Annotated in this window: 7 protein-coding genes; all 7 read right to left on the bottom strand. The window is 46.8% G+C overall.

What is annotated here, in order from left to right; translation table 11 throughout:
* Window positions 1-347: 347 nt before the first annotated feature.
* Entirely contained in the window at window positions 348-1,799 is a 1,452-nt protein-coding gene (locus tag ACI39P_RS00140) for a potassium transporter TrkG (RefSeq protein ID WP_439718689.1), read from the bottom strand.
* Between the two features lie 22 nt (window positions 1,800-1,821).
* Window positions 1,822-3,180: a Trk system potassium transporter TrkA gene (gene trkA, locus ACI39P_RS00135; protein WP_439718688.1), complete on the bottom strand. Its 1,359-nt coding sequence runs from the start codon at window positions 3,178-3,180 to the stop codon at window positions 1,822-1,824.
* Between the two features lie 189 nt (window positions 3,181-3,369).
* The gene (hisS, locus tag ACI39P_RS00130; RefSeq protein ID WP_439718687.1) at window positions 3,370-4,620 is read right to left on the bottom strand and encodes a histidine--tRNA ligase; all 1,251 of its coding nucleotides are present in this window, start codon (window positions 4,618-4,620) and stop codon (window positions 3,370-3,372) included.
* A complete protein-coding gene (hemZ, locus tag ACI39P_RS00125) occupies window positions 4,617-6,080 on the bottom strand; it encodes a coproporphyrinogen dehydrogenase HemZ (RefSeq protein WP_439718686.1) in 1,464 nt (487 codons plus the stop codon). The genes hisS and hemZ overlap by 4 nt, the downstream gene beginning before the upstream one ends.
* A 5-nt stretch (window positions 6,081-6,085) precedes the next feature.
* Window positions 6,086-6,538, bottom strand: a complete 453-nt coding sequence (gene dtd / locus ACI39P_RS00120; protein ID WP_320791197.1) for a D-aminoacyl-tRNA deacylase — start codon at window positions 6,536-6,538, stop codon at window positions 6,086-6,088.
* Between the two features lie 27 nt (window positions 6,539-6,565).
* A complete protein-coding gene (locus ACI39P_RS00115; RefSeq protein ID WP_439718685.1) occupies window positions 6,566-8,809 on the bottom strand; it encodes a RelA/SpoT family protein in 2,244 nt (747 codons plus the stop codon).
* On the bottom strand, window positions 8,760-9,033 hold a 274-nt coding region (locus ACI39P_RS00110; RefSeq protein ID WP_439718684.1), incomplete at its 5' end, for a hypothetical protein. The genes ACI39P_RS00110 and ACI39P_RS00115, both read right to left, overlap by 50 nt.

Below are 9,033 nucleotides of genomic sequence, written 5' to 3'. Positions count from 1 at the left end.
TTTTTAACAAAGCCTTAAGTTTTCATTCACAAAATGTCCATATTTTCATTGTATACTACAAGAGAAGTCAAAAGGACGCCCCCTTTTACTTCCCGCCTGCGGCTATCTTCCCCGAAAAGCCGCAGGCACCCCTTCCTATTTCGGGGCATCAAAAGCATATTACCATTTGATTTGTTTATTATATATAGTAATACACCCTCCCCTTTGGAAAAAGCAGCCCGCCCGGGCTGCTTTTTTCTTTTTGTTATAACATAGCAACACTTCAGAATCCATCTGCTCAAATGCATTTACAAAAGCCGAAGGTGTCTGGTGCATTCTTTCCCGTAAATTCCCTTGGGTCTGCATCGTTACATATAGCTTTTCTTCCAGATGGAAGGTGTGAACAGCATGATGATCGGGAAAATTTCCAATCTGCCCAGCAGCATATCAAAACACAAAACCAGCTTGGAAAACCCTGAGAAAAAGAAGAAGTTCTCCTCCGGTCCAACCTTGGCAAAGCCAGGGCCAACGTTTCCCAAACAAGTGACTACAGAAGTCAGCGATGTAGTAAAATCATAGTTATCGAAAGAAATCAGGATAAAAGAGCCCAACAAAAGCAAAAGATATACAACAATATATCCCGTTACCCCGCAGACAATATCTTCTTCCACCTTTGCGCCATCCAATTTGATCAGGTTTACCGAACGGGGATGCACAATCCGTTTGACCTCCCGATAAGCTAATTTTCCTAAAATAATCACTCTGGATACTTTGATGCCGCCCCCGGTAGAACCGGCACAGGCACCCAAAATCGTCAGGCAAAAAATCAGCGTTTTTGAAAATTCCGGCCACAGATCAAAATTCGCCGTAGCAAAACCCGTCGTAGTTACGATTGCCGCTACCTGGAACGCCGCATGACGAAAAGCAGATTCCAATGTAGGGTACATATGATAGATATTGACCGTGATCAGGGCAATGCTGGCAAAGACGATCCCAATATAATAGCGCAGCTCTTCATTTTTCCAGATATTCTTGAAATCCTTCAAAATCATCAGATAATACAGATTAAAGTTCACACCAAACAACAGCATGAAACCTGTAATCACATATTCAAAATACGCATTGTCATACCCTGCGATACTTGCATTCTTAATCGCAAAGCCGCCTGTACCCGCTGTAGAAAAAGCGTTCACAATGCTGTCAAACAAAGGCATTCCGCCCAACAGCAGCAGCACCATTTCAATCAATGTCAATGCAATATACATTTTATACAGCAACTCCGCAGTGGATTTTACCTTCGGCACCAGCTTGGAAACCATAGGTCCGGGGGCTTCCGCCTTCATCAAGTACATGGTACGGTCATCCCCCAAAGGCATGATGGCCAGCGTAAATACCAGAATCCCCATGCCACCGATCCAATGGGTAAAACTGCGCCAGAACAAAATGCTCATTGGCAGCCCTTCAATCTCTGTCAGAATGGTGGCACCTGTTGTCGTAAAGCCGGATACTGTTTCAAAAAAACAGTTGATATATCCTTCGATGGTGCCGCTCAAATAAAAAGGCAGTGCCCCCAAAAGGGACATCACAATCCAGGATAATGCTACAACAACAAAGCCCTCTCTGCCATAAATGCGTTTATTCTTAGGCTCCCGGCTGACCAACACCGCCCCAACGATCAGACAGGCTGTAATGGTAGCGATAAATGCCACCGCCGCCTGTCCTTCTTTATACCAAAAAGCGGTAAACGCCGGTATAGCCAGCAATATTCCTTCTATCCGAATGATATTGCCTAAAATATAGGCAATCATATTAAAATTCATAGTTCTTCACCAGTCTCAGATGTTATTTCAAAATATCTTTCAAATCCATCAGATGTTTGTTCCTCGTTACAATAATGACACTGTCCCCGATTTCGATAGAATCGTTACCGCCGGGAATGATGACTCTGCCATTTCGAATGATGGTAGCAACCAGCAGTTCTTCCTTCGTTTTCAGGTCTTTCAGCGGAACACCAACCACGCTGGATTTTTCCCGCACTTTAAATTCCAAAGCTTCTACCTGATCATTTACCAGTTTATGCAGGGTTTCTACATTGCTGCTGCCGGCAGAATTCTGCATAGCCCGTACATAACGGACGATATTGCTGGCCGCAATGGTCTTTGGAGAAATAAAGCCGTCAATATCCAGTGTATCCAGGATTTCATCAAAAGAAATACGGTTGATCTTGGCAATGACCTTGGAAACCTTTTTCGCCTTGGCATACAAAGAAACAACGATATTTTCTTCATCCATCCCCGTCAGGCAGACCAGAGCATCTGTTTTTTCCAGCCCTTCTTCCTGCAGCAATTCTTTATCTGTCCCATCCCCATGGATGATAACTGCTTCCGGCAACAATTCACAAAGATCTTCACACCGCTGATAATCCATTTCGATGATCTTTACCCGCACATGAAGAGAGAGCAGTTCCTTGGCCAAATAATAAGCCACTCGGCCGCCGCCGATGATCATGACCGATTTCACACCGGTACGGAAAATGCCGATGGTACGGAAAAAATTAGCAATTTCCAAATGAGGCGCCGTTAAATTGATCTTATCCCCTGCCTGCAGCACAAAATCACCGCTGGGGATATAAACTTCCCCTTCCCTCTGCACTGCACAGATCAGAACTTTTACCTGGAATTCTTTATAAATCGCCCAAAGGGGCATCCCATCCAATACACTGTGGGGAGAAATTTTGATTTCCACCAGCTCCACACGGCCTCTGGCAAAGGTATCAATCTTCAACGCAGAAGGGAAGCGCAGCAAACGGGAAATTTCTTCTGCTGCCGCCAATTCCGGATTTACCGCCATACTCAGCCCAAGGTCATCCTTCAGTTCATTGATCTGCTGAAAATATTCCGGATTACGCACACGGGCAATGGTATGCTTCGCTCCCAGTTTTTTCCCCACCAGGCAAGCCAGCATATTGACCTCATCGGCAGAAGTGGCAGCAATCAGCAGATCAGAATGGGGCACCCCTGCTCTTTCCTGTATGGCCATACTGGCGCCATTGCCTTCCACACTGATGATATCCATCGTATTGGATGCATTGGTCAAAACTTTTGTATTATTATCGATTACAATGATGTCATGTCCTTCACCGGAAAGCTGGCTAGCGATGGTGCCGCCCACCTTGCCATCCCCTACGATCACAACGTTCATGTTTTTTCCTCCTTGTTTCTGAAAGGTCTTTTTTCAGACCTACAATCCGTCATATTATCATATCATTTCCACTTAGGAAAAACAAGATTTTTCCGTGTTTTTGCCTGCATAAGGCCTTCTGCCGGCGCTCTTGAAAAGAAAGAAGCCCCGGCAGAACAGTTCTCCCGAGGCTTCTGTCATTTCAATATTTTATTTTCCGCATTTTTCTTTCAGAATATCAGCCAGTTCCGCCAGAGCCACTTCGCTCTTTTCGCTGGTTGCCATTTCCTTCAATTCCACTTTGCCGCTTTCCAATTCAGAATCCCCAAGGATCACGGAATATTTTGCGCCAATCTTATTTGCATATTTCATCTGAGCTTTTACGCTGCGTTCTACAGTGTCGCAATCCGCCTTGATGCCAGCTTTTCGCAGCTGATAAACCAAAGACTGGGCTTTCAGCAGCCCTGCATCCCCCATGGAGCCGATGTAAACATCTCTTTCAGGGGTTTCTGTGAGGGCGCCGTGCTGTTTTTCCAGAATCATGATCAGTCTTTCGATCCCCAGGCCAAAGCCAACGGCGCCGGTAGGCTTGCCGCCCACTTCTTCCACCAGGTTATCATATCTGCCGCCGCCGCAGACGGTCAGCCCATTGGATACAAATTCAAATACGGTTCTGGTGTAATAATCCAAACCACGGACAATCTTCGGGTCGATGGTAAAAGGAATCCCGTTTGCTGTCAAAATATCCTGTACTTTCTGGAAATGGGCTGTACATTCTTCATCCAGGCAATCCAGCACAGAAGGCGCATTTGCTACGATCTTCTGGCAGGATTCCTCCTTACAGTCCAGCACACGCAGGGGGTTCTTTTCAAAACGCTCCTTACAGGTAGGGCACAGCTTATCCAGATTCTGACCGATAAATTCTTTCAGTGTTTTATTGTATCTGGCACGACATTCGGGACAGCCAAGGCTGTTGATGCGCAGTTCTACGCCCTCTACACCCATTTCTTCCAGCAAAGCTGTTGCTACGGAAATAACCTCCGCATCCTGTGCCGCGCTGTAGGAACCCAACATTTCAATACCAAACTGGTGGAACTGTCTCTGTCTGCCGGCCTGTGTGTTTTCACAGCGGAAGGTGGGAGAAATGTAGTACAGCTTTGTGGGCTGTGCCTGATTGTGCATCCCATGCTCCACATAAGCCCGTGCTACCCCCGCAGTCCCTTCGGGGCGCAGGGTCAGGCTTCTGTCGCCGTCATCTGTGAAGGTATACATCTCCTTCTGCACGATATCTGTTGTTTCGCCAACGCCTCTGGCAAAAAGTTCTGTAAATTCAAAAGCAGGGGTGCGAATTTCGCCAATGCCGAAGGTTTCGCAGATGCGTCTCATCTTCCCTTCGATTTCCTGCCACGCCTTCACCTCTGCGCCATAAATATCCTTTGTCCCTTTTACTAACTGGATCATATACTACCTCCTTGGGGCAAGCCCGTTCTTTTTCTTTCTATCATTTCATCGATACGACCGATGTAATCTTCAATGCTCTTTACGTTGAATACCCGTTCAATGCGGTCTGTTTCCGGGTCAACGGTTTTGGTGCTGGCCCCTGCCCCCGCTGCCAGAATGGTCTGCTTTTCCTCCATAATCTGGACATTATAGACCCCTTCCTTGCCGGGGTGGCAATAGCCAACGTTTTCAAAATTCCCCACCATATTTTTCTGGCGGTACATATAATAGGGCTCCATACCCATTTTTTCCGCATATTCCGCAGAAATATCCAGCATCTGTTCCAGCGTTTCCGCTGTGGTCATATCATGCTGGTCCAATTCTTCCCGCAAGCGGGATGCCCGCTTCACCGCCAGAGTATGCACCGTCACGTTATCCGGCTCCAACTTTACAATTTCTTCCATGGTATGCCGCACATCTGCCGCATCCTCCCCAGGCAGCCCCAGAATCAAGTCCATATTGATATTCTGATGGCCTTCTTCTCTGGCTTCGCGGAACACCCGGCGGATATCCTCCACCGTATGTTTTCTGCCCACAGCCCGCAGAGTCTTATCATTCATAGTCTGGGGATTGATGGAAATGCGGTTGACGCCATATGCTTTCATCAGGTGAAGTTTTTCTCTGGTGATGGTGTCGGGGCGGCCTGCTTCCACCGTATATTCCATGGAAGCATCGGGATGGAACAGCTCCTCCACCTTTTTCAGGAGACGTTCCAGCTGCTCCTCATTGAGAGAAGTTGGCGTACCGCCGCCGATGTAGATATTTTTCATCACAAACTGCTTACTGTATGCCGCCAGCCAGTCCAATTCCTTGAACATGGCGTCCAAATATTCATCCACACGGTTTTTATACTGATGCAGGGGATAGGCTGTAAAAGAGCAATAGAGGCATCTGGTAGGACAGAAAGGAATGCCGATATACAAGCTGATTTCCTCTGGCTTGTTGCCCTGCAAAATCTTCTGTTCCGCTTTTGCTACCTTCAGAGCCAGCGCTGCCTTATGCTCCATAACAAGATATTCCTCTGTCAGAAACGCCAAACATTCTGCATCGCTTTTGCCTTCCTCTAACAAAATGCTGACCAGCTTGGCGGGGCGAACCCCTGTCAGCAAGCCCCACTGGGGACGAATGCCCGTTTCCTTTTTCAGCAGCTCATAAATGGTCCGCTTGATGATACGCTTCTGCTCCTTTTCCGTCAGGGCTTCTTCCGCATAGGGCATAGACCATTCCGCTGCTTTCTCCCCACGGCGATAAAGCATTGCCGAAGCAATGCCTTTCTCCATGCGGCTGACTACGGTAATTTCCCCCGTCACTTCCTCCGCCCGGATATAGTGGCGGTTGGCGAGAAATACCTGAATCATCGTCTGCACATCATTTTGCAGTTCATGTCCCTGCAGGACATAATAAATCATTTCTGTATCCATAACAATCAGAACAGCTTTTCACTGTCCAGCAACAGTGTGACAGGGCCATCGTTGACAAGGGCAACTTTCATATCTGCCTGGAACTGCCCCTGCGCCACCTTCTTGATGCCCAAGGTCTGGGCTTTTGCGCACAGCTTGGAAAACAGTTCATTTGCCAGTTCGGGGGCCGCACCGCCGGAATAGCCGGGGCGTCTGCCTTTTCTGGCATCGCCATACAGTGTGAAGTTGGGCACAATCAAGAGTTCCCCTTCAATATCCATCAGGGACAGATTCATTTTGCCATTTTCATCCTCGAAAATACGCAGGTTGATGACCTTATCCAGCATATAATCGATGGTTTTATCGGTATCTGTTCCCAGCATGCCAAATAAAACCATAATGCCTTTGCCGATTTCGCCCACTACCTGGCCATCGATGGTGACACTTGCTTCTGTTACTCTCTGTAATACTGCTCTCATTTCTTCCTCCTAAAATTGATATCGATATCAGCCCAGACCGGAAACACGTTCTACTTCTACAACATCTTTCAGGTTCTTCAACCGTTTTACGATCCGTTCCAGCTGTTCCTTTGTTCTGATTTCCATTGTAATATTAAAAATTGCAAACATATCTTTCGTTGTGCGGACATTGAACCCTTTTACGGAAATATCATCATCCGCCAGCTGACGGCTGATCTCCAGAATCAGACCAACTCTGTCATTGGCTGTCACCCGGATCTCTGCCAGATAGGATGTGTTGGAATCCCCATGGGCAAATTGGGCATCCCATTCCGCATTAATCAAACGATGGCGTTCTTCATCATTCAGATTGATGACATTGACACAGTCCGTCCGGTGGATGGTGACACCACGGCCACGGGTAACAAAACCAACGATTTCATCCCCGGGCACAGGGCTGCAGCATTTGGAAAAACGCACCGCCACATCACCAATGCCTTCTACGATAATGCCGCTCTTGCTCTTATGCTTCTTGGTCGGCTTCTGGTCGATGGTCTTTTCAAAATCCTTCAGCGCATCTTCTGCCGTCTGGGTCTTGCGTTTTTCCTTCAGGTATTCATCCTTCAGCCGGTTCACGACCTGCCCTTCCTTTAAGCCGCCGTAACCAACAGCCGCCAAAAGGGCATCCCAGTTTTTGAAATCGTATTTGACCAGCACGATCTCCTGCCATTCGGGGCGCAGCAGATCCTGCGGCTGGAAGCCTTTCTTTTTCATATCTGCCAGAATCATTTCCCGGCCGCGAACGATATTTTCTTCCTTCTCTTCCTTCTTGAACCATTGTTTGATCTTGGTTCTGGCCTGGGCCGTTTTGACGATAGAAAGCCAGTCTCTGTTGGGGCCTTTGGAATTCTGAGAAGTGATGATCTCAACAATATCCCCATTCTGAATCTTATGGTCCAAAGGGACAATTTTATTATTGACCCTTGCCCCGACCATTTTATTGCCGACAGCAGAGTGAATCATATAGGCAAAGTCGATGGGTGTGGAATCCTTCGCAAGCTGGATCACATCCCCCTGAGGGGTAAATGCATATACCTGCGTAGTGAAAATATTCAAATCTAGCTTGATGGTATCCAGATATTCCTTATTATCGGACATATCCTGCTGCCATTCCATGATCTGCCGCAGCCAGGCCAGCTTTGCTTCTTCCTTTTTGGCAGCTTTGCTGGTCTTTTCGTTGGCCTTGCCTTCTTTATATTTCCAATGGGCAGCGATACCATATTCACTGGTACGGTGCATTTCCCATGTTCTGATCTGTACTTCAAAAACCTGCCCCATGGGGCCGATCAGCGTATTGTGCAGAGACTGATACATATTCGGCTTGGGCATGGCGATATAATCCTTGAAACGCCCGGGCATAGGGGTATACATGGTGTGTACGATCCCCAGCACGGCGTAGCAGTCCTTTACCGTATCCACCAAGGCACGGATAGCAAACAGGTCATAGATCTGATCCAGCGTCTTATTCTGGTTCACCATTTTTTTGTAAATGCTGAAGAAATGCTTCGTTCTGCCGTAGACCTTGCCTTTGATACCGGCTTCGTCCATCTTCGCCTGCAGTTCCTTCACCATATTCTGCACAAATTCATCCCGTTCTTCTTTCTTTTTCTGGATTTTTGTTGCCAGATCAAAATAGGCATCCGGGTTCAAATATTTGAAACACAGATCTTCCATTTCAGAACGGATTTTGGAAATGCCCAGTCTGTGGGCCAATGGTGCATAGATATCCAAAGTTTCCTGTGCTTTTTCCCGCTGTTTTTCGGGCGTCATATAGTTCAGCGTACGCATGTTATGCAGTCTGTCCGCCAGTTTGATCAAAATGACGCGAATATCCTTTGCCATGGCAAGGAACATCTTACGGTAGTTTTCTGCCTGCGCTTCTTCTTTTGTAGAATAGGACAGCTTCCCCAATTTGGTGACACCATCCACCAATGCAGCAATTTCTTCGCTGAACAGATTGCTGATGTCTTCATAGCTGTATTCCGTATCTTCAATGATATCATGCAGGATCCCTGCCACGATGGTCTCCATATCCAGTTCCAATTCCGCCAGGATATATGCCACTTTCAAAGGATGGATGATATATGGCTCGCCGGATTTTCTCTTCTGTTCCTTATGGGCCTCCACCGCCAGTTTATAGGCTTTTTCCACCATGGAAAAATCGTTGGATGGATGGTAAGTCTTAATCTTGTCGATCAATTCCTGATACAGTTGTTCTTCGATTGCTGCCATACTCATCACCCCCTCTTACTTTAAAGATTTTATTTCTTTGTCGAAAAAAGATTATAAAAATAATTATACTGTTTCCTATGTATATTTTCAAGATTTTTTCTATAAAAGCCCTATCCTGCGTTCCTGCTTTTCTGCAAACTGGTTTGCAAGAAAGCAGGAACATAGGATAGGCAAGCCGAATGAGCAAAGAAGCGATGCGCAAGCAGCGCGATTTGCGAATGTAG

It is taken from the genome of Anaerotignum sp. (assembly GCF_051877975.1).
Lineage (GTDB): Bacteria > Bacillota > Clostridia > Lachnospirales > Anaerotignaceae > Anaerotignum_A.
This window is presented reverse-complemented; position numbering and strand designations above follow the sequence as displayed.

Bases quoted from the DNA above. Each gene is read 5' to 3' on its own strand.
- hemZ (WP_439718686.1), bottom strand. From the start codon at position 6,080: ATGGATACAGAAATGATTTATTATGTCCTGCAGGGACATGAACTGCAA.
- hisS (WP_439718687.1), bottom strand. From the start codon at position 4,620: ATGATCCAGTTAGTAAAAGGGACAAAGGATATTTATGGCGCAGAGGTG.
- ACI39P_RS00115 (WP_439718685.1), bottom strand. From the start codon at position 8,809: ATGGCAGCAATCGAAGAACAACTGTATCAGGAATTGATCGACAAGATT.
- ACI39P_RS00140 (WP_439718689.1), bottom strand. From the start codon at position 1,799: ATGAATTTTAATATGATTGCCTATATTTTAGGCAATATCATTCGGATA.
- dtd (WP_320791197.1), bottom strand. From the start codon at position 6,538: ATGAGAGCAGTATTACAGAGAGTAACAGAAGCAAGTGTCACCATCGAT.
- trkA (WP_439718688.1), bottom strand. From the start codon at position 3,180: ATGAACGTTGTGATCGTAGGGGATGGCAAGGTGGGCGGCACCATCGCT.